This window comes from Polaromonas vacuolata (assembly GCF_012584515.1).
Lineage (GTDB): Bacteria > Pseudomonadota > Gammaproteobacteria > Burkholderiales > Burkholderiaceae_C > Polaromonas > Polaromonas vacuolata.
In genome coordinates, this window is the sequence record NZ_CP051461.1 from 2,162,776 (window position 1) to 2,182,709 (window position 19,934).

The 19,934-nt window shown below is 52.4% G+C and carries 12 protein-coding genes; 10 read left to right on the forward strand and 2 right to left on the reverse strand.

The window, feature by feature from the left end:
* Positions 1-251 precede the first annotated feature (251 nt).
* From HC248_RS09880 to HC248_RS09925, 10 genes are all read left to right on the forward strand, one after another.
* The gene (locus tag HC248_RS09880; RefSeq protein ID WP_168922323.1) at positions 252-3,785 is read left to right on the forward strand and encodes a transglutaminase family protein; all 3,534 of its coding nucleotides are present in this window, start codon (positions 252-254) and stop codon (positions 3,783-3,785) included.
* A gap of 14 nt (positions 3,786-3,799) precedes the next feature.
* The gene (locus HC248_RS09885) at positions 3,800-6,709 is read left to right on the forward strand and encodes a circularly permuted type 2 ATP-grasp protein (protein WP_168922324.1); all 2,910 of its coding nucleotides are present in this window, start codon (positions 3,800-3,802) and stop codon (positions 6,707-6,709) included.
* Between the two features lie 15 nt (positions 6,710-6,724).
* Positions 6,725-7,648, forward strand: a complete 924-nt coding sequence (locus HC248_RS09890) for a transglutaminase family protein (RefSeq protein WP_168922325.1) — start codon at positions 6,725-6,727, stop codon at positions 7,646-7,648.
* A gap of 20 nt (positions 7,649-7,668) precedes the next feature.
* A complete protein-coding gene (locus HC248_RS09895) occupies positions 7,669-8,145 on the forward strand; it encodes a RidA family protein (RefSeq protein ID WP_168922326.1) in 477 nt (158 codons plus the stop codon).
* A gap of 301 nt (positions 8,146-8,446) precedes the next feature.
* Positions 8,447-9,127, forward strand: a complete 681-nt coding sequence (locus tag HC248_RS09900; RefSeq protein WP_238342596.1) for a GspH/FimT family pseudopilin — start codon at positions 8,447-8,449, stop codon at positions 9,125-9,127.
* Entirely contained in the window at positions 9,124-9,687 is a 564-nt protein-coding gene (gene pilV / locus HC248_RS09905; RefSeq protein ID WP_168922327.1) for a type IV pilus modification protein PilV, read from the forward strand. The genes HC248_RS09900 and pilV overlap by 4 nt, the downstream gene beginning before the upstream one ends.
* Positions 9,684-10,691 carry a PilW family protein gene (locus tag HC248_RS09910; protein ID WP_168922328.1) on the forward strand — a complete coding sequence of 336 codons (1,008 nt, stop codon included), beginning with the start codon at positions 9,684-9,686 and terminating at the stop codon, positions 10,689-10,691. The genes pilV and HC248_RS09910 overlap by 4 nt, the downstream gene beginning before the upstream one ends.
* Before the next feature lie 6 nt (positions 10,692-10,697).
* On the forward strand, positions 10,698-11,270 hold the full coding sequence (locus tag HC248_RS09915; RefSeq protein ID WP_168922329.1) for a pilus assembly PilX family protein: 573 nt from the start codon (positions 10,698-10,700) through the stop codon (positions 11,268-11,270).
* Between the two features lie 81 nt (positions 11,271-11,351).
* Positions 11,352-14,783, forward strand: coding sequence for a pilus assembly protein (locus HC248_RS09920; RefSeq protein ID WP_168922330.1), 3,432 nt, complete (start codon positions 11,352-11,354; stop codon positions 14,781-14,783).
* A 35-nt stretch (positions 14,784-14,818) separates the two neighbouring features.
* Positions 14,819-15,319 carry a type IV pilin protein gene (locus tag HC248_RS09925; protein ID WP_202882362.1) on the forward strand — a complete coding sequence of 167 codons (501 nt, stop codon included), beginning with the start codon at positions 14,819-14,821 and terminating at the stop codon, positions 15,317-15,319.
* A gap of 15 nt (positions 15,320-15,334) precedes the next feature.
* Here the strand turns inward: HC248_RS09925 and parC are convergent, their stop codons facing one another.
* Both parC and HC248_RS09935 read right to left on the reverse strand, forming a co-directional pair.
* Positions 15,335-17,704, reverse strand: a complete 2,370-nt coding sequence (parC, locus tag HC248_RS09930; protein WP_168922331.1) for a DNA topoisomerase IV subunit A — start codon at positions 17,702-17,704, stop codon at positions 15,335-15,337.
* A 240-nt stretch (positions 17,705-17,944) separates the two neighbouring features.
* The gene (locus HC248_RS09935; RefSeq protein WP_168922332.1) at positions 17,945-19,915 is read right to left on the reverse strand and encodes a DNA topoisomerase IV subunit B; all 1,971 of its coding nucleotides are present in this window, start codon (positions 19,913-19,915) and stop codon (positions 17,945-17,947) included.
* Positions 19,916-19,934 lie beyond the last annotated feature (19 nt).

The following is a 19,934-nucleotide window of genomic DNA, read 5'->3' on the forward strand; positions in this document are numbered from 1 at the left end:
CCTCACACAAGTGTTCCAGCTTGAATTAGTGCGACCCGTTTGGGCTTAGCTGGCAGACAATAAATCAAAATTGGCCGAATACAAACTGATGGCCCAGCTCTTGCTACAGTTGTACTAAATAAAAAACCCTCAATCCGGCACGCAAGCGATGCGTCAATACAATGTTTTGTTACTTTGTTCAGCGCCCGGCCCACCAAAACCAGCCCCAGCGTTTTCCACGTGCCCGTTAAACCCTGAAAAGCGAGATTGCCTTGTCCATTCACGTTGCCCTTAGCCATATCACCCATTACAAATACGACCGACTCGTCACTTTGGGCCCACAAATTGTCAGACTGCGGCCCGCGCCTCACAGCCGTACACAAATACTTTCTTACTCGCTCAAGATTGAGCCGCTAGACCACTTCATCAATTGGCAACAAGATCCCTTTGCCAACTACCAAGCAAGGCTGGTGTTTGCCAAGCCAACACGCGAATTCAAAGTCACGGTCGACATGGTGGTCGACATGGTGGTGCTCAACCCGTTTGACTTTTTCCTAGAGCCTGAGGCTGAAGAGTTCCCCTTCAAGTACCAAAGCGCGATGCAAAAAGAACTCGCGCCCTATTTGGTCACCGAACCCGCAACGCCGCTGCTGCAAGCATATTTAGACAAAATTGATTTAACGCCTAGGCGAACCAATGATTTTTTAGTCAGCGTCAACCAAGGCCTGCAGCAAGCAATTGCCTACTCCATACGCATGGAACCGGGCGTGCAAACACCAGAAGAAACGCTCACATTGGCCTGCGGTTCATGCCGCGATACCGGCTGGCTAATGGTGCAATTGTTTCGCCACTTAGGCCTAGCCGCGCGCTTTGTCTCGGGCTACCTGATTCAACTCAAAGCCGACGTCAAGTCGCTTGATGGCCCTAGCGGCGCAGAAGCCGACTTCACCGACCTACATGCTTGGTGCGAAGTATTTTTGCCAGGCGCAGGTTGGGTTGGACTAGACCCCACTTCTGGCCTGATGGCGGGCGAAGGTCACATCCCACTGGCTTGCACGCCAGACCCATCAAGCGCAGCGCCTATCGAAGGCGGCGTAGATGAGTCTGAAGTTGAGTTCGCACACCATATGGGTGTGCAGCGTATTTTTGAATCCCCACGTGTCACCATGCCATACACCGAGGCGCAATGGGCTGATGTGTTAGCCCTTGGCGAGGCAGTCGACCGTGATTTACTCGCCGGTGATGTACGCCTAACCATGGGCGGCGAGCCAACCTTTGTCGCCACTAACGACCGCGATGCGGGTGAGTGGAATATCGACGCATTAGGCCCGACCAAACGCGGCTACGCAACAGAACTGGTGAAAAAGCTGCGCGCCGAATACGGCCATGGCGGCTTTTTGCATTTTGGTCAAGGCAAGTGGTATCCCGGCGAGCAATTACCGCGCTGGGCGCTGAGCATTTTTTGGCGCAAAGATGGCGAACCAATTTGGCAAAATCCAGACCTTTTCACGGACGAACGTGACGTCTGCAACTACAGCGCCGAAGACGCTTCACGCTTTACTAAGCTGCTGGCCGAAAAGCTCGGCCTCAAGCCCGATTTCATCACGCCGGGCTATGAAGATGCTTGGTATTACCTATGGCGCGAACGTCGCTTGCCGATTAATGTCGATCCGTTTGATTCCAAACTCGACGATGCAATGGAACGCGAACGCCTGCGCCGCGTCTACATGCAAGGCCTGGACTCGGTAGTCGGCTATGTGCTACCCCTCAAGGCCAGAGAAGAAGTGCCAGGCGCTAAAACAGAACGCACAGGACCGGCGTGGACGACAGGGCCTTGGTTTTTCCGCGATGAGCGCATGTACCTGATGCCGGGTGACTCACCTATGGGTTACCGCTTACCGCTGGACTCAGTGCCTTGGGTCTCCAAAACAGACTTCCCCTACATGATCGAGGCCGATCCGTTTTCGCCGCGTGAGGCACTGCCGACAGCGGCGGCGCTCACATCACGTTACGCCGGCAGCTCAGCACAAAGTACCCAACCCTATTTGAGCAGCCCAGCCAAGGCCATACCACCGCTCTACGAAGCGCGGCGCTTAATGCAAAACCCGACCGATGCGGCTGAGCACGGCACAGCTGGCCTGACACCAGAGCAGCTACAAAACACTGATCCATTAACCCGCGCGCCTAACGCCTTTGAGTCAGCAGGCTGGTTAAGTCGTACCGCTATTTGTGTCGAAGTACGCGACCCAAATCGCGCAAATGGCCCCAAGGCCAAACAAGAAGCCGAAGCCAAACTGGCTGGCAAAAAAGACATGGGCAAAGGCGAGAAAGGCGCGCTTTATGTTTTCATGCCGCCAATGGAGCGACTCGAAGACTACCTAGATTTGCTCGCCGCAGTCGAAGCCACCGCCGAAAGTTTGGCTATCACTGTAGTCTTAGAAGGCTATCCACCGCCGCGTGACCCACGCTTAAAAATGTTGGCCGTCACGCCTGACCCCGGTGTGATTGAAGTCAACATTCACCCGGCCTACAACTGGGGCGAATTAGTCGAGCACACCGAGTTTCTCTACAAAATAGCCCACGAGACACGCCTGTCAGCCGAAAAATTCATGACCGATGGCCGGCATACCGGTACCGGCGGCGGCAACCACTTTGTCATGGGCGGTGCTACGCCTTCAGACAGTCCATTTTTGCGAAAACCAGAAATGCTGGCCAGCCTGATCGCTTATTGGCACAACCACCCGTCGCTGAGCTATTTGTTCTCGGGTATGTTTATCGGCCCTACCAGTCAAGCGCCTAGAGTCGATGAGGCACGCAACGACCAGCTTTATGAGCTAGAAATAGCGCTGCGCGAGATCGCTGTAAACCGCGAGAAATATGGCCAGGACATGCCGCCATGGATTGTTGACCGTACGCTGCGCAACATACTGGTTGACGCAACCGGCAACACCCATCGCAGCGAGTTCTGCATTGACAAACTTTATTCGCCAGACTCATCCACAGGCCGACTCGGTCTACTCGAATTGCGCGCTTTTGAAATGCCGCCGCATGCGCGCATGAGCATTGCCCAGCAACTACTGCTGCGCGCATTGGTCGCGCGTTTTTGGAAGAAGCCTTACCAGACCCGGCTGACACGCTGGGGGACCGAACTGCATGACCGCTTTTTGCTGCCTAGCTTTGTGCGTATGGACTTTGAGGATGTGCTGACCGAACTGCAAGAGGACGGTTATGCATTTGACATGGCCTGGTTCGAGCCACACCTAGAGTTCCGTTTCCCCATGATTGGCCAAGTCAAGACCCACGGCATAGAACTGACGCTGCGCACGGCGCTAGAGCCTTGGCATGTAATGGGTGAGGAAGGCTCGTCTAGCGGCACTGCACGCTATGTGGACTCATCGCTGGAGCGCGTCGAGGTTCATGTCACCGGCTTAAACGACAACCGCTATGTGATCACCGTCAACGGCCGCGCATTACCACTGCAAAACACCGGTACTGTTGGGGAACATGTGGCAGGCGTACGCTATAAAGCCTGGAATCCACCCTCCTCGTTACACCCGTCTATCGGTGTGCACGCGCCGCTGACTTTTGACATCGTCGACACCTGGATGGAACGCTCACTAGGCGGCTGCCAATACCATGTTGCCCATCCGGGCGGGCTGAGCTATGCAACGCTGCCAGTGAACTCTTACGAGGCCGAAAGTCGTCGTTTAAGTCGCTTCTTCCAGATGGGTCACACCCCTGGAAAAATGAAAGTTGCACCAGCCGCGCCTAGCCGCGAGTTTCCGTTCACACTGGACTTGCGCTAGGCGATACTGAGTAAGTGGAAATACAAAAAAAATTACTCTTTGATGATGTGCTGGGGGAAGACCCAGCCGAGCTCGCGTCGGAACTGGCCAGACCTGCACAGATCGGCCATTTCGACGAGTTACGCGGCAAGGTGAGACAAGACTCGCCTCTGCCGGGTGCTCCGCTACAAAACCAGAGCCAGTCGCAAAGTCAGACACAACAGCAGTCGCAGTCGCAGACGCAAACGCAGACGCAGACGCAGACACAAGCCTCTGCTCCGGCTGAGCCAATCAAAGCGTTTGCACCAATCGCGCCTTTGATGCCGTCAACACAAACGGCTAAAACGCCTGCGCCACTGGCCAATACCGAACTGACTAAAAACTGGACTGAATTTTTCAACCATTTAGGCACTGACGGCTTTAACGACTTGAGTCGGCGCAACGACAACCTCAAGCGCCAAATACGCGACAACGGCGTGACCTACAACGTCTATGCCGATGCCAATGGACCGCAAAGACCTTGGTCGCTGAATTTGTTTCCGTTGATAGTGCCGGCACAAGAGTGGGCGGTGATTGAAGCTGGCGTAAAGCAGCGCACCCACTTACTCAACAGTGTGATGGCCGATGTTTACGGTCCGCAAACACTACTCGAACGCGGCCTTTTGCCGGCAGCCTTGGTTCTCGGCAACCCAGGCTATCTGCGCGCCATGCGCGGCAGTAAACCACCGGGCGAGCTGTTTTTACACATCGCAGCCTTTGATTTAGCACGCGGACCAGATGGTCGCTGGTGGGTGATCTCGCAACGCACCCAAGCGCCTTCTGGCCTTGGCTATCTGCTGGAGAATCGCTTGAGCGTCTCAAGTCAGTTTCCCGAGGCTTTTCGGGAAATGCGGGTCCAACGCTTGGCCGACTCCTATAAAACGCTGGTTAGCAATTTGCGTAGACTGAGCCCGAACGGTGCTCAAAGCCGCATCGTATTGCTCACGCCTGGCCCTTATAACGAGACTTACTTCGAGCATGCTTATCTGGCACGCTATCTGGGTCTAACCTTGGTCGAGGGCAGTGATTTGATGGTTAGAGATGAAAAGCTTTATCTCAAAACCCTCAAAGGCCTGGAACCCGTGCATGGCCTGCTCAAACGCCTAGACGACGAATTTCTTGATCCGCTAGAGCTCAAAGCCGACTCCACCTTGGGCGTACCCGGCCTGCTACAAGCAATACGTGCGGGCAATGTTTTGGTAGCCAACGCGCCTGGCTCGGCGTTTCTTGAGTCCAGTGCCATTTTGGGATTTTTACCCGCACTATCACGCCATCTTTTGGGCCAGACTTTAAGCTTGCCGTCGCTAGCGACCTGGTGGTGCGGCGAACAAGCCGTCATGAAAGGCATGCTGGCGCAACTGAAAAACTGTGTAATTAAGCCGACCTATCCCGGCACAGGCATGACCTCAGTCATAGGCCACAGCTTAAGTCCAACTGACTTAGCTAAATGGGCTGAACGCATAACACGCCAAGGCGAAGACTACACGGTTCAGTCTTATCTGCCCTTGTCACAAAACCCAACTTGGCAGGGTGAACGCATCTCACCACGCTCCACAGTGCTGCGTGTGTTTGCACTAGCCGATGGTGAAGGCGGATGGCAGGTCTTACCAGGAGGGCTGGCCCGACTGGCAGGTAAAAGCGAGAACATTGCATCCATGCAGCGCGGCGGCACCAGCGCTGACGTATGGGCTTTAGGCGGGTTAAAAACCGATTCGACGCGCAACCCATCTCCAGCTAAAACGCCAGCAACTGTAGCCACTGCGCCGGCTGACTCGTTGGCACAGAAAGAAACGCCCAAAGCAACTAGCCTGACTGCCACCATTGAGCTAGGCTTTACGCCCGCCAATCCACTGCATACCGAGACACAAAAACGCCAAGTCACCAGCCGAGCCGCAGAAAATCTTTACTGGCTAGGCCGTTATACCGAGCGTGCGGAAAATTCGCTACGTTTGGCCCAAATCACGCTGCGATGTCTGAGCGGAGAAGACCAATCATCTCAACCATTGCTGGCCTGGCTTAGCGAGATGGCGGTTAGCAACGGCCTGGTTAACGACACAGTGCCGCCAGCGACTGAAGCGCTGCGCGTTTTCGAACGCTCACTCATAACAGCGCTAGCCGATACTGAAAAAGGCGCTAGCGTAGCGCGTAACTTGAGCGCCATAAAAAATACGGCAGCATCCGTTCGAGAGCGCTTGTCGCAAGAGCAGTGGCACGTGATTGTGCGAGCAGAACAAGATTTCCTAGCGATTTGCGCCGGTTTCCAAAAAACCACGAAAGACGGCCCACACTCTCTAGAGTATTCCTGCGTGGAGGCGTTGCGCGCTTTGGAAACCGGTAGTGGTTTTTTAGCCGCGATGACAGGCGCGCAGACCGACCGCATGGTGCGCGACGACGGATGGCGCATGCTCAGCATAGGCCGACATATCGAGCGTTTTGCGACTTTGTCAGCAGCACTGGCCACTGGCTTTCGCACCCATGCCGTATTTGATGATGGTGGATTTAATGCCTTATTGGCACTGTTTGACAGCACCATTACCTTTCACGCCCAATTCCAGCAGCGGCGCGATTTGCCCGCATTGCTAGACTTGCTGGTGCTGGACCGTAACAACCCGCGCTCCCTTTCTTGGGTGCTGCAAACGCTAAAAGGCAGGCTGGCCAAACTAGAAGCCGGTTCTGCTGAGGATTTAGCAGAATTATTGACCGGCATATCTGACCCCGCAACCTGGCATATAGAAGACTTGCTGGCGGTAAAAGAAGATACAAAAGACAGCCCACAGCCCAATATTCATGACAATTTAATCACCCTACTGACCCAATTTCAGGAATCAGCATTTGCACTATCTGATCGCATCAGTCGGCGCTATTTCAGCCATGCCAGCGCAAGCAATTACAGCGTAGGCACTTAACATAGTCATCGCCTTATGCTGCTCAACCTCATCCACGAAACTCGCTACCACTACACACCTTCGGTAGAAAATGCCCACCATGTGTTGCATCTCAAGCCTGCAAATCAATCTGGCCAGCAGATACTCAGCCACAGCTTGAGCATAGTGCCAAAGCCAGCAGAGCAGCGCGAAGTCACTGACGTCTACGGCAACAGCAGTACCTTTTTTTCGCTACGCGGCGAGCACGACAGGCTTTGCGTAATCGCCAACAGCGTCGTCAAAACTAGTGCGGCTCAACCTGCGTCTAGCATGACGGGTTTGGCTTGGGAAAGCGTGCGCGATCAATTTCGCTATCGCGCAGGCGTGGCCTACAGCAGCGCTTGGGAGTTTTTGTTTGCCTCACCCTATGTGCCTCGCGATGACGCTTTTGTAGCGTTCGCCCTGCCCAGCTTCACCACTAATCGGCCGCTACCAGAAGCCGCGCATGACTTGATGCAGCGCATACACAGCAGCATGAAATACGAAAGCCACAGCACTGAAGTCAATACCCCGGCGCTAGAAGCTTTGCGCCAAGGTAAAGGCGTCTGTCAAGATTTTGCCCACATCATGGTGGCCTGCTGCCGCGCCATGGGTTTGCCGGCGCGCTATGTCAGCGGCTATATGCTGACCCATCCGCCAGCGGGTCAAGCACGACTGATTGGCAGCGATGCCTCGCATGCCTGGGCATCGGTTTATTGCCCAATGACGGACGGCACCAGTCATTGGTTAGACTACGATCCGACCAACGACAGAGCACCTGGCGAAGATTATGTGACGCTCGCCACAGGTCGAGATTTTCTCGATGTCTCGCCGCTGCGCGGAGTCATTCGCGGCGGAGCACAACACATACTCACGGTTGCTGTGACAGTCATGCCGTTGGCCAACTTTGCAGATGAAACCATCTCTCTAAAAAATTTTTAACCCCCAAAGGAATCCACACCATGAGCCATAACGTTTACGACAAACTCGCCAGCCTCGCGATCACACTGCCACCCGTGTCCGCACCCGCAGCGGCCTACGTGCCATTCGCCATAAGCGGCAAACTGATATTTTTTAGCGGCCATTTAGCCAAGCAAGATGGCAAGGTATGGGTCGGCCAATTTGGCAAAAACATCAGCACAGAAGAAGGCAAGCTAGCTGCACGACTGGTGGCAATTGATTTGATGGGCTCACTGCATGCCGCGCTCAGCACTGTTGGTAAAGACTTAAACAGCGTCACACGGATTGTCAAACTCATGAGTCTGGTCAATTCAACCGGCGACTTTACCGATCAGCATCTGGTGACCAATGGTGCGAGCGAGCTGTTTGGCGAAGTCTTTGGAAAAGAGATTGGCGCCCATGCCCGCAGCGCTTTTGGAGTGGCACAAATTCCTATGGGCGCCTGCGTTGAAATTGAGATGATTGCAGAAATTAGCTGACCAACTGAGCTAACTGTGCCAACAAACCAGCCTTAGCCGCTTGGTGTTGGCGGTACATAAAGACTGGCTATCAAGTGCCTATCGACACTCTGTAGCCAAGTCACGGCATTGCGCTAAAACTGAAAAATTAGTGACGCAAATTTCGATTGTTTGTAGTGCACAAAATAATTTAAATTTTTATCTTTAAATTAAACAGTCGTATCAACTAAGGCCTGGGTTACATCGCATGACCCAGACCCATTTCCCAACATAAGAATTATGTGTCTTAAAATGTCGCACATATTTCATGTGAGTCAAATTCATGCACGCCTATCTTGCCCAAAATTTCAGACTGAACTACTGCTCGATTAACCACTCAATTTACTATTCGATTAGCCGCTCAAAAGATAAACAAGATAATGAACCAACGCGGCCCACATACACTTTTAAAAATCTATTTCGGTCTCGCTATAGTCACGGCTTTACGCTAATCGAAACGCTGATGGTGGTATCCATCACCGCCATCTTGCTGGCCATTACCCTCCCGAGTATGCGCAGCATGATTGAAAAATCTTCAGTCAGCAGCGCTGTCAACGCTTTTAGCACAGCTGTGAATCTCACCCGTGTTGAAGCCATTAAACGCGGTATTTCAGTGGTCATGTGTCCCAGCACTAATGCAGACACAGCAGATCCTAGCTGTCTTAGCAATGGCAGCGACTGGAGCGGTGGTTGGATTATTTTTACTGATCGTTTAAAAAGTAATTCATTCTCCAGCGCCAACAGCATCTTGATTCAAGCCCAAGGCGGCTTAAGAGGCAGCGGTCCCATTACACAAAATCCGATAGCAATTTTGGTCTTTAGACCCAACGGCCTTATGAGCGCTGTAACCAGTGAAATCAGTTTCGATTCACCCTCAATCAGTAGCGAACAAAAGCGTCGCCTGTGTCTCGGTCCTAGTGGTCGCCCACAGTTAATCAATGATCCCTCAAAGGTCTGCACATGAAGCAACTTAAACCGCAAAAAGGCTCATCGCTGATAGAAGTTCTTGTGTCCATTTTGATAGTGTGTCTTGGTTTACTCGGCATGGCGAGCATGGTGGCCGCGTCAGTCCAATACGTAAAATTAGCCCAATTCCAAACCATTGGCACACAGCTAGCAGAAGCTTATGCAGAGAATTTACGCGCTAACACCAGCGGCTTTTATGCTGGCAACTACAACCGATCAATCGCTTACGACGGGGATTCAAGTAACCTAGAAGTACCCACATGCATCATAACTTCGCTTTGCACGCCGAGTGAAATCGCCAACATCGACAAGGCAGTATGGCTAAATGATTTACGTCGCCGCTTACCCGCCGGCGGCGCCTATGTTTTACGTGATGAGAACAATACTTTGGCCGCTGATATATGGATCATGTGGGTCGATCCCAGTCTTGCTTTTAGCATTGGTAATGATTTATCAGTTTCCAGCACTGGTGGTGACCAATGTCCGGCTGCATCCATAGCCGGATTAGCAAACACTACGCCCCAGCCGCGCTGCATGTATTTTCGGGTGAGCATATGAATAAATATTTGACAACTCATTTGCTCTCGCATTTGTCTGTGCCTAACCAAAATACAAAAAAACCAGTCACAGTAAAAATCCGTCAAACACGAATCAAGCAGCTTGGCATGAGCTTGGTCGAGCTGATGATTAGCATTACTTTAGGCTTGGTAGTAGTTGGCTCAATTCTCTCGGTTTACCTCTCGACGGCAAGGAGTAGTCAACAAAATATTGCACTGGCCCGCATGAATGAAGATGCCGCGATTGCCATGGCCTTTATTGGCAACTACATACGCGTTACCGGCTACAGCCCACCGCAAATATTGGTGACTGCAGCAACCGTCGTCAGTGATGGTGTTAGCCACTCAGTAGTAGACCGTAATTTCATACAAACAAGCATTCGCGCATGTGACAACGGCTTTACCGATCCAAAGGTCGCATTCGATTTGCTAGCTTGCAGCGCTACTATTGCGCCCGGAAAATCAGCGCTAGCACTGCGCTTTGAGGGAGACACTGATGACACACAGGGAACCGACACCAACCCGGGTGACTGCCTCGCCCATCCAGTCAGTGTCACGACTGACTCAAGCATGGGTCAGGCACTTAGTTACAAGCTGATAGACAACCGAATTTTTCTTGCCGACAACACTAATAGCGGTGCGCCAGAACTCAACTGCATTGGCAATGGCGGAGATGGCGTCACAGCGATCTCGCCACAAGCGCTAATCGAATCGGTTGAATCCATGTTTTTACGCTTTGGGCTTGCTGATATGGCGGGCAATAAATTAGTCACTAGCTACCTCACGCAGACACAGCTTGAACCGACTAACGCGACTGTCGACACAACTGAGAGCCGCTGGGGCCGCGTGATTAGCGTAAAAGTCTGCTTGGTTATGCGCAGCCAATACCCTGTACCTGAGGGCGGGGGGAGCTACATTGACTGCGACGGTTTAGCGCAAACCTCAAGCGACAAATTTCTGCGCCGCAGCTTTACCAACACCTACACCTTGCGCAACCGAGTTTAAATTGCGATGACTAAAAAAAACTTTTACACCAACTGGAAACCCAGCCAGCAAAAGCGCGGCACAGTTTTGGCGACGACCTTAATTTTGTTAGTGGTGATGTCTTTAGTGGCAGCTATGGCTTTGAAACATTCAATCGCCAGTGAGCAAATCTCTAAGAGCATGCGCACCAGCGCAGTGGCATTGCAAAGCGCAGAAACAGCCTTACGGCAATGTGAAAATGCGATAAAAATCGACAGCAACACAATCGAAGGCAGAGCATTGATCAGTCTAGAAATGCCGGACTCGCAGGCCTCAGGCAGTCGTCCTACTCAGTGGAAGCTGCGGACAAACTGGACCACCGCGGCCAACTTAAGCAATCGAATTTCGACCAATCTTATAGCCGCTACGGGCATGCGACCCAAGCCTGATGCACGCTGCATGATCGAGAAATTTCGACTGCCGCGGCTTGATCCAGACGTAACCCTAAGCGACCCATACCTAATCACTGCGGTGGGCTTTAGTCCGGATTACCAGAGCGATGCAAACGCTAACGGCACAGCCGGAAGCGAGGCATGGGTGCAAAGTATTTTTCAACCTTAAGTGTGGGATTAACAGCATGAAAAAAATTAGCTTTTTATTGCTTGCGCTGCTTTTAAACTGACGGGCAATGCGTTATCAGAGATGCTCAGAATTCCTTTGCAAGCCGCAGGCACAACTGTGGCGCCTAACCTGATGTTCACTTTGGATGACTCCGGTTCTATGGGTTGGGAATGTCTGCCGGATTCAATTTGTGTAGGTTCATTCCAAGTAGGCGTCATGCCAGACATGACGGCCAATTGGAAACATGGGGTTGCCACGGCAGACAGCCAATCAGTTTTTAATATGCGTGTGCGCTCACCAGCGATCAATTTGCAGTACTACAACCCCAACGTCCGTTATCAACCCTGGATGAAAAAAGACGGTTCGCGCTGGCCAGCCACGCTTGCCACGCAGGCCCGAGTTTTTCCAGAAATCGCCAATGACACCAGCGTCATAAACCTTGCCACCTTGCAGTCATTCGACCGCAGGTGGTGCATTTCTGAGAGTGATTGCGGCGCCAGTTCAACACAAAGTATTTACTTGGCACAGTATTACGATTTAACCAGTGGCAACGGTACTGCTGCCAATAACTTCACGCTGGTACAAATCACTGCGGCTGGCACCTACCCGTCTGTCAATACGCCAAAGCACGCTGCGCGTAACGACTGCGCTGGAATTAGCTGTACTGGGGCTGAAGAGTTGCAAAATTTCTCTAATTGGTACAGCTATCACCGCACCAGAATGCGGGTCGCAATAGCCGGGACTTCAGAGGCTTTTTACGCTATACCCGCCACATTTAGAGTGGGTTATGGCCGCATCAATAATAGCGCTGTTGGGAATATTGACGGACAAACCACCTCCACTGTTGAACAAGGCGTCAGACCTTTTAGTCTGAATGAGGGTGGCTCTAAAAATGCCTTTTATGATTGGCTCAACCAACAAATTCCACGCTATGGCGGCACGCCGCTAAGGCGCGCAATGGACAACGTAGGTCAGTATTTTTCATACACTGACTCCAGAGGCCCATGGGGTGACCAACCAGGCACTACAAGCGACACCCCAGCTCAATCTTGTCGCCGATCGTTTCACGTATTAATGACAGACGGTATGTGGAACAGTGATGCAGCGCCAACCGAGGCGGCAAAAGCCAATGTTGACAACAGCTTAGGGCCGGTTATTACGGGCGTGAACAATCAACGCTATCAATACAGTCCAGCTAGACCCTATCAAGATGAATTTAGCAATACCTTGGCAGATGTGGCAATGTATTACTGGGTTAACGACTTAAACCCCGGACTTGAAAACGCGGTACGCCCAACCAGCACTGACCCAGCTTTCTGGCAACATTTGGTGACCTACACCATAGGCTTTGGCGTGAGTGGAAGACTCAACCCTGACACAGCTTTACCAGGGCTGACGGCAGGTAGTCAAACCTGGCCAGAACCGGGCGAGAACAGGATTGCAAACATTGACGATCTCTGGCATGCCGCAGTCAACAGCCGGGGACGTTTTCTCAACGCCAGCAACTCAACACAATATGCCGAGGCACTGAAAAATATCGTTGACGAAATTAGATCAATTAATGGCAGTGAATCGGGCGTAGCGGTTTCTGCAAAAGCTATTTCAGCAACCTCTAGGTCGCGTAAATATGTGCCAACTTATAGTTCTGCGATGTGGAGTGGCGATGTCGAAGCCACCGCTTTATCAATCAGCGATGGCAACCAAAGTGCAATTTGGCGTGCATCTGAGCATATTCCTGCCTTTGCCAGTCGCAACATAGTCGTCCTCAACTCCGCAGCGACCAGCGTGCCTAAAAGCCTGGCTTTTAACTGGGATAGCATGACCGTCGCAATGAGAACTCAGCTGTTTGGCGCTAACGATAACGCAGGCAGAAATTTAGTGAACTACTTGCGCGGTGAGCGCAGCTTAGAAGGCAACGGCTTTCGCCAACGCGCATCGGCTCTAGGCGATATCGTCAACTCAGCCCCGGTGTTGGTTAAAGACCAGCTTGATGGGCAATATGATTTTTTACCCGACACAGATTCGCTCAGAGCGGCACGAGATTCTTACCGCAAATTTTTAACCGCGAAAAAATTGCGTGAAGCACAACTCTTCGTAGGCGCCAACGATGGCATGCTGCACGCCTTTAGCGACAGCACAGGCGCAGAGTCCTTTGCTTTTATTCCCGGCTCATTACTCGACAAAATGAAACGACTTTCGGAATCAAACTACATCCACGACTATTATGTCGACGGCCCAGTCGTTGAAAGCGATGTTTACGACAGCGGTGCAAACAAATGGCGCAACCTCGTCGTTGCAGGTCTTGGTGCGGGCGCAAAAGCAATATTTGCTATTAATGTTCCGGTGGTAGCTTCTTGGGCAACTGGCGCCAGTCCTCCAACACCATACAGCGCCAGCACTTCAGCGCCAAGCGCAAACGATGTCATGTGGGAAATCAACACCGCAAGCACCGGATTTGCAGAGCTAGGCTACCAACTGGCAGCGCCTGAACACGGTGTGATGCGTGACGGCACATGGGTAGTCATCGTCGGCAATGGCTACGAAAGTGCGAGTCACAAAGCCCAGCTTTTTATCATCAATGCCATCACCGGCGTATTAATCAAAGTCATAGACACCGGGCGAGGCAGCAATGCTTCACGTAACGGTCTGGGCGGCGTCAGACTGGTGCGCAATATTCAAAAACAAATTGTGGCCGCTTATGCCGGTGACCAATTGGGCAATTTATGGAAGTTTGATCTGTCGTCCAGCACGCGAGATGACTGGAATGTCGCTTTCGGAACTACCGGCGCAGACCGCAATCCACTCTACACAACGGCGAGTCCTGAGCCGATTAGCGCCGCACCGACTTATGTGCTCCATCCCTCTGGCGGCGTGATGGTGTTGTTTGGCAGCGGCAAGCTTTTTGAGACGACGGATGGCACTGACACAGGTGCGCGCGCGCTTTATGGCGTCTGGGACAATGTTGCTATCGGTGCAACATCGATTCAGTCAGCAGATCGCGTCACAGAGGCCAGCAGCATTGTCAATCAAAGCTTATCCAACACGGCATTAAGCGATACGAACGGTGTGTTTTACGGCTTAATGGTCACGCCTGTGGACTATGCGACCAAGCGTGGCTGGCGCCTACCTTTGAGCATTGCGCCCGGTCAGCGCTTGGTTGACGATCCTGAAGTCAGCATAGGCCGGGTCATGATGCAGACCGTCACACCGGTTAACAGCATCAGTTGTCAAAACAACTATATGCGCCGCCACGCTTTTGTACTCGACCCGTTTATGAACGCTATTGTTAAACCGACGTTTGATACCAATGCGGACCACTTTATCAATGCCACAGACAGCCTGACGGCGGTGAGCATAGAGCTCAATATAAACGGCCCAGCTACTGTCGTGCATATGCTGGGAACATCAGAATCAGGACTGGTCGGTAGTGGCGTCGGCTCTGCTACAAGCCAAAAGTTTCAGGGCAATAGCCGCAGTGCAAAACGCGATTGGCGCCAGCTCAATCAACCTTAAAAAAACTTCAATTTATTCGACACTGAGCATTAAAGATGAGTAATAAAAAAACCTATTTTCAAATCTCTATCAACTATCAACCGCAGCACAAAATGCGCGGATTTAGCTTACTAGAAGTCATGATTGTGCTGGCGATAGTGGCCATTCTCGCCAGCATTAGCTACCCCAGTTACAGGGAGTCAGTCGCCAAAACAAAGCGCGCACAAGCCGCCGGTCAACTGCTAGAAGTGGCGCAATTCATGCAGCGTTTTTATTCTCAAAATGACAGGTATGACCAGACAAATACCGCGCAGCCGGCTGCGGTAGTGATTCCAGCAGTGTTGGCAAACGCACCCAAAGATAGCCCTGCTGCAAATGCCAACTACAACATCAGTTTTGCAGCAAACACTCTTACCAGTAATAGCTTCACGCTTCAGGCCGTACCGGCCAACAGCATGACAGGCGACAGATGCGGGACACTGCAACTGACCAGCACCGGTAGGCGCTTAATTACCGGCAACGCAGACGGCGCTACGCTTGCAAGTTGCTGGCGTTAACTGGCTCAAAAATAATTATTCCACCCGCGTGATCGTTGCTGGTTTAAAGCCCAAATCAGCCGCTTTTCCTTTGCGCGCTCTGGCGCTGCGGGCATTATTTAAACTTCGAATTTCAAGCGTTTCTTCACGCGGCTTAGCGCCTCTGCCAATGCCGGAAATTTTCACACTACGGGTATAGGCGGCAGCGCCGGCTAGATTGTCTTTGTCATCAAGATCAATCAACATCAAGCCGCGTCCACCAGCAGGTTGATTTTTCAGCTCGCTGATCTCAAAGGTCAAAATACGACCACCGGTAGATGCGCAGGCCACGTGCGTTGCTGGCAACAACGGCGCGGCAGCAGAACTGCCTGCCACTGGTGAAGGCTTGCAAATTAATTCGCCATCACCGCAACTGATAAACGCTTTGCCTGATTTTTGCCGCGATACCATGTTCTCCAGCGTGGCAATAAAGCCGTAACCGCCGCTGCTGCTAATGAGCAAACTGGCACTGCTAGGTCCAGCAAAATAATGCGCGGGTTGCGTGCCGGATTCCAACTCAATAAGCGTCGTCACTGGCTGACCATCGCCGCGCGCATTGGGCAGCAACGCGACCGGTGTTGAATAGACTCGGCCAGTGCCCTTGGCGGCAGATCCGAACACCAACAAGATATCAACTGTGCGACATTCAAATGTGCCGTAAAGCGCATCGCCAGACTTAAACGCAAAACTCGCCGGGTCGTGCCCGTGGCCGCCGCGTGAGCGTATCCAACCCTTGCTGCTGATCACAACAGTGACTGCCTCATCTAACACTTTGACTTCAAGCACGGCTTTTTTCTCTGCCTGAATCAAGGTGCGACGCGGGTCAGCGAAGAGCTTGGCGTCGGCCTCTATTTCTTTAATCATCAGGCGTTTAAGCGCAGACGGATTGCCTAAAATTTCATCCAAGCGACTTTTTTCTTCGCGCAGACCAACCAGTTCTTGCTCAATTTTGATGGCTTCAAGGCGGGCTAATTGGCGCAGGCGAATTTCAAGAATATCTTCGGCCTGACGCTCGCTTAAATCAAAACGCGCCATCAAAGCGGCCTTGGGCTCGTCGGACTGACGGATGATGGCAATGACTTCATCGATATTGAGCAGCACCAGCTGCCGGCCTTCGAGAATGTGAATACGATCCAGCACTTTATCCAGACGGTGCTGCGAGCGGCGCTCAATCACGCTTTGGCGAAAAGCAATCCACTCGACAAACATCTGGCGCAGCGACTTTTGCGCCGGCTTGCCGTCAATCCCAATCATGGTTAGATTAATCGGTGATGAACTTTCTAGACTGGTGTGTGCCAGCAAGCTGGTGATTAACTCAGACTGCGATGTGCGGCTGGTCTTGGGTTCGAACACCAAGCGCACAGCGGCTTCTTTGCCAGACTCGTCACGCACCACATCTAGCACCGACAAAATAGTTTGCTTGAGCTGCACTTGGTCCACGCTCAAGGCTTTTTTGCCGGCTTTGATTTTAGGGTTGGTGATTTCTTCAATCTCTTCGAGCACGCGCTGGGTACTCACACCAGGTGGTAATTCCTGCACCACTAACTGCCACTGACCGCGTGCAAGTTCTTCAATTTTCCAACGCGCACGCACTTTGAGCGAACCCCGGCCAGTGCTGTAGGCCGAGGCAATATCAGCCGTTGTCGAGATGATTTGCGCGCCACCCGGATAGTCTGGGCCAGCCACTATGGCATAGAGCTCTGCATCAGGTAGATTGGGATTTTTAATCAATGCTACGCAGGCATCAGCGACCTCACGCAAATTGTGGCTAGGTATCTCGGTGGCCAGACCAACCGCAATGCCGCTGGCGCCATTGAGCAAGCTAAACGGCAAGCGTGCAGGCAACTGACTTGGTTCTTGAGTCGAGCCGTCGTAATTGGGGATGAAGTCGACCGTGCCTTCGTCAATCTCGTCCATCAACAAGCTGGTGATGCGGGACAGCCGCGCCTCGGTGTAGCGCATGGCAGCCGCACCATCACCGTCGCGCGAGCCGAAGTTGCCCTGACCGTCAATAAGCGGATAGCGCTGTGAGAAATCCTGCGCCATGCGCACCAGTGCATCGTAAGCGGCTTGGTCACCATGCGGGTGAAAGCGGCCCAGCACATCGCCCACCACACGGGCGCATTTCACTGGCTTGGCACCACTGGCGCCATTAGCTCCACCAAAACTCAAACCCATGCGCGCCATGCTGTAGAGAATTCGGCGCTGCACCGGCTTTTGGCCATCACAGGCATCGGGTAAAGCCCGGCCTTTGACGACGCTGAGCGCATATTCCAAATACGCGCGCTGGGCGTAAGCGGCCAGTGAGTCTTGGTCAGCGGATTCAGGTTGAGCCGGTTCGGCTTCTAATGTAAAAAGATCATCCATGGCGGTGTTTAGCGGCTATAAAAATAAATTAAAAATGTGTTGCCTTGGGCGGCGCTATATCAAACGTTGCATCTCGCGCTTATCGCAATTAAGAAGCAAGTGAAGATGCAGATGCTTTGGGGGCGAAGGATATTGAAAAGTTGACCCGAGCAAACTTCAAAAAACAAAGCGGGTTACGAGAGAAAATTTCAAGCGTCTGTCTCAATCGTTTAACTAAACCGTACAACTCAAACGTAGAACCTAAACGTCAATATCAACCGCATCACCATGCAACTCCATCAGTTCGCGTCGAGAGGCGGCTTCACCCTTGCCCATGAGTTTGGTGATCAATTCCTCAGTCTGCAAAAAGCTTTGATTTCCAAGTTGAACCGGTAACAAGCGGCGCGTATCGGGGTTGAGTGTGGTCTCCCATAACTGGCCGGCATTCATCTCGCCCAAACCTTTAAAGCGGCTGATAGTCCAGGCGTTTTCTTTCACGCCTTCTTTGCGCAGTTTGTCGAGAATCGCTTTGAGTTCACCGTCATCCAGCGCATAAGCTTTAGACGCCGGCTTTTTACCGCGCGCCGGCGCATCGACGCGAAACAGCGGCGGTCGGGCGACGAATACATGTCCGGTTTCTATCAGCTTTGGAAAATGCCTAAAGAACAAAGTTAGCAGCAAGACTTGAATATGTGAGCCATCAACGTCCGCATCACTGAGTATGCAAATTTTTCCGTAACGCAAACCGCTTAAATCGGGCGAATCCAAGGGACCGTGCGGATCCACGCCAATCGCCACCGCAATATCGTGAATCTCGGTATTGGCAAAAAGTCGGTCGCGCTCAACTTCCCAGGTATTGAGTACCTTGCCACGCAGCGGCAATATGGCTTGACTTTCCTTATCGCGACCCATCTTGGCGCTGCCGCCGGCGGAGTCACCCTCGACTAAAAAAACTTCGTTATGGGCTAAATCTTTGCTCTCGCAATCAGTCAACTTGCCGGGCAAAACGGCCACGCCAGAGCCCTTGCGTTTTTCAACTTTTTGACCGGCTTTTTGCCGTGTCTGGGCAGCGCGAATCGCCAGTTCAGCCAATTTTTTGCCGTAGTCCACATGCTGGTTCAGCCACAGCTCCAAGGTTGGGCGTACAAAGCTAGACACCAAACGCACGGCATCACGGGAATTAAGCCGCTCCTTAATTTGACCTTGGAACTGCGGATCTAAAACCTTAGCCGATAGCACATAGCTGGCGCGCGCAAACACATCCTCGGGCAAGAGCTTGACGCCCTTGGGTAGCAGACTGTGTAAATCGATGAAGCTTTTAACGGCGGTAAACAAACCGTCGCGTAAGCCACTTTCATGTGTGCCGCCAGCGCTAGTGGGGATTAAGTTGACATAGCTCTCACGCACGGGTTGGCCGTCTTCGGTAAAGGCAACACACCAACCAGCGCCCTCGCCTTCGGCAAAACTCTCATGCGCGCCGTCAGCAAATCCTTCGTTCTCGAACATGGGTATGACTAACTCACCGTTGAGGGTTTGCATCAGGTAGTCGTGCAGACCGCCTTTGTATAACCAAACTTGCGTGTCTTTGGTTTTTTCGTTGATCAAAGTCACCGTCACGCCGGGCATCAGTACGGCTTTGCTGCGCAGCAAATGCGTCAGCTCGGCCAGTGGCAGCACCGGGGACTCAAAATATTTGGTGTCTGGCCAAGCGCGCACCACGGTGCCGGAGCGGCGCTCACCGTCTTGCGCCGGGCGTATTTCCAGCGGCTCAATCACGTCGCCGCCAGAAAACACCAGTCGAGCGACCTTGCCTTCACGGTATGACACGACTTCAAGTCGGGTAGATAAAGCATTCGTCACGCTCACACCCACGCCATGCAGACCACCAGAAAAACTGTAGGCACCGCCCTTGCCTTTATCGAATTTACCGCCAGCATGCAAGCGGGTAAAAACCAGCTCAACAACCGGCGCTTTTTCTTCTGGGTGCATACCAAACGGGATGCCGCGGCCATCGTCTTCTACGCTGACTGAGCTGTCGAGATGCAAGGTGACGCGGATTTTTTTGCCGTGGCCAGCTAAGGCCTCATCGGCGGAGTTATCCAGCACTTCTTGGATGATGTGCAGTGGGTTATCGGTGCGGGTATACATGCCCGGACGCTGCTTGACAGGCTCTAAGCCCTTGAGCACGCGTATCGAGTTTTCGGAATATTCGGGGGTTAGTTTGACGGCCATGGCTTTTGAAAATTTGGCT

What these genes read in the sequence shown, in the direction of transcription:
- HC248_RS09935 (WP_168922332.1), bottom strand. Translation starts at nt 19,915, where the DNA reads ATGGCCGTCAAACTAACCCCCGAATATTCCGAAAACTCGATACGCGTG.
- pilV (WP_168922327.1), top strand. Translation starts at nt 9,124, where the DNA reads ATGAAGCAACTTAAACCGCAAAAAGGCTCATCGCTGATAGAAGTTCTT.
- HC248_RS09910 (WP_168922328.1), top strand. Translation starts at nt 9,684, where the DNA reads ATGAATAAATATTTGACAACTCATTTGCTCTCGCATTTGTCTGTGCCT.
- HC248_RS09925 (WP_202882362.1), top strand. Translation starts at nt 14,819, where the DNA reads ATGAGTAATAAAAAAACCTATTTTCAAATCTCTATCAACTATCAACCG.
- HC248_RS09920 (WP_168922330.1), top strand. Translation starts at nt 11,352, where the DNA reads ATGCTCAGAATTCCTTTGCAAGCCGCAGGCACAACTGTGGCGCCTAAC.
- HC248_RS09895 (WP_168922326.1), top strand. Translation starts at nt 7,669, where the DNA reads ATGAGCCATAACGTTTACGACAAACTCGCCAGCCTCGCGATCACACTG.
- HC248_RS09900 (WP_238342596.1), top strand. Translation starts at nt 8,447, where the DNA reads ATGCACGCCTATCTTGCCCAAAATTTCAGACTGAACTACTGCTCGATT.
- parC (WP_168922331.1), bottom strand. Translation starts at nt 17,704, where the DNA reads ATGGATGATCTTTTTACATTAGAAGCCGAACCGGCTCAACCTGAATCC.
- HC248_RS09890 (WP_168922325.1), top strand. Translation starts at nt 6,725, where the DNA reads ATGCTGCTCAACCTCATCCACGAAACTCGCTACCACTACACACCTTCG.
- HC248_RS09915 (WP_168922329.1), top strand. Translation starts at nt 10,698, where the DNA reads ATGACTAAAAAAAACTTTTACACCAACTGGAAACCCAGCCAGCAAAAG.